Origin of the sequence: Ferrovibrio sp. MS7 (assembly GCF_038404985.1) — a bacterium.
Classification (GTDB): Bacteria; Pseudomonadota; Alphaproteobacteria; order Ferrovibrionales; family Ferrovibrionaceae; genus Ferrovibrio; species Ferrovibrio plantarum.
The window spans coordinates 1-1,817 of record NZ_JBBKBA010000005.1 but is presented as its reverse complement, the minus strand read 5'-3'; the positions used below and the strand labels follow the sequence as shown (position 1 = coordinate 1,817).

The following is a 1,817-nucleotide window of genomic DNA, read 5'->3' as shown; positions in this document are numbered from 1 at the left end:
AATGCGGCTGGCGAGTCGGTGGTGACGGTGGACAAGCTGACCTATGCCGCCAACCTGGACAACATCGCCAACCTGCCCAATCCCGGCCTGCACCGCTTCGTGCAGCTCGATATCTGCGACCGCCGAGGCATCGGCGCGCTGTATGCGGAAGTGAAGCCGCGCGCGGTGTATCACCTGGCCGCCGAGAGCCATGTCGACCGCTCGATCGACAGCCCGGCGCCGTTCATCGAAACGAATGTGACCGGCACGCTGGTGCTGCTGGAAGCGGCGCTGGAATACTGGCGCGGGCTGGACGACGCCGGCAAGGCCGGCTTCCGGCATCTGCAGGTTTCCACCGATGAAGTCTACGGCGATGCCGAGCCTGGCAGCTTCTTCACCGAGAACAGTCCCTACAAGCCGAACTCGCCCTATGCCGCGAGCAAGGCCTCGTCGGACCATCTGGCGCGGGCCTTCGGCCGCACCTACGGCCTGCCGATCCTGGTGACCAATTGCGGCAACAATTACGGCCCCTACCAGTTCCCGGAAAAGCTTATCCCGCTGATGATCCTGAATGCCCTGGAGGGCAAGGGCCTGCCGGTCTATGGCAAGGGCGACCAGGTGCGCGACTGGATCCATGTCGAGGATCATGCGGCGGCTTTGCGGGCGGTGATGGAGCGCGGCCGGGTGGGCGAGACCTACCTGATCGGCGCGCGCGGCACGCGGCAGAATCTGGAAATCGTGCAGACCATCTGCGCCCTGCTGGACGATTACGCGCCGCAGCCGACCGGGCGCAAATATGCTGACTTTATCCGCTACGTCACCGACCGGCCGGGGCATGACAAGCGCTATGCCATCGACCCGGTGAAATGCGAGACCGAACTGGGCTGGAAGCCGGCCTATGACGTGACCGCCGGGCTGAAGCAGACGGTGAAGTGGTATCTGGAGAATGGCGAATGGTGCCGGCGCGCCAGCAGCGCCTATGACCGTGGCCGCATCGGTTTGGCGAAAGGGTAGCGCAAGATGAAGGGCATCATCCTGGCCGGCGGCACCGGCTCGCGGCTGCATCCGGCGACCTCGGTGGTGAGCAAGCAACTGCTGCCGATCTACGACAAGCCGATGATCTTCTATCCGCTGACCACGCTGATGCTGGCCGGGATCACGGAGATTCTGGTGATCACCACGCCGCGCGATCAGGCGGCCTTTTCGGCGTTGCTGGAGGATGGCAGCCAGTGGGGCATCCGTATCAGCTATGCCGTGCAGCCGGAGCCGAACGGCATCGCCCAGGCCTTCATCATCGGGCGCGACTTCCTGAACGGCGAACCGGCGGCCCTGGTGCTGGGCGACAACATCTTCTACGGCGAGAATTTCGGCGCCCTGCTGCGCCGCGCGGTCAGCAACAGCAGCAATGGCGCAACGGTGTTCGGCTATTGGGTGGTGGACCCGGAACGCTACGGCGTGCTGGACCTCAATCCCGATGGCAGCGTCAAGGCGATCATCGAGAAGCCGAAACAGGCGCCGAGCAACTGGGCGGTGACCGGGCTTTACTTCTACGATGCCGAAGTCTGCGACATAGCGGCCCAGTTGAAGCCCTCGGCGCGCGGCGAACTGGAAATCACCGACCTGAACAACGCCTACTTGGCACGCGGCAAGCTGGGGGTGGAGAAGTTCGGCCGTGGCTTCGCCTGGCTGGATACCGGCACGCCGGACAGCCTGCTCGATGCCTGCAACTTCATGGCCACGGTGGAGAAGCGCCAGGGCCTGAAGATCGCGGTGCCGGAAGAGGTCGCCTGGCGGCTGGGCTTCATCGATTCAGCCCAGGTCGAGCGCCGCGCCGACTA

The 1,817-nt window shown here is 64.7% G+C and carries 2 protein-coding genes; both read left to right on the top strand.

The window, feature by feature from the left end:
* The coding region (rfbB, locus tag V6B08_RS21920; protein WP_341984899.1) for a dTDP-glucose 4,6-dehydratase at positions 1 to 993 on the top strand (993 nt) is incomplete at its 5' end.
* Between the two features lie 6 nt (positions 994 to 999).
* On the top strand, positions 1,000 to 1,817 hold an 818-nt coding region (gene rfbA, locus V6B08_RS21915; RefSeq protein ID WP_341984898.1), incomplete at its 3' end, for a glucose-1-phosphate thymidylyltransferase RfbA.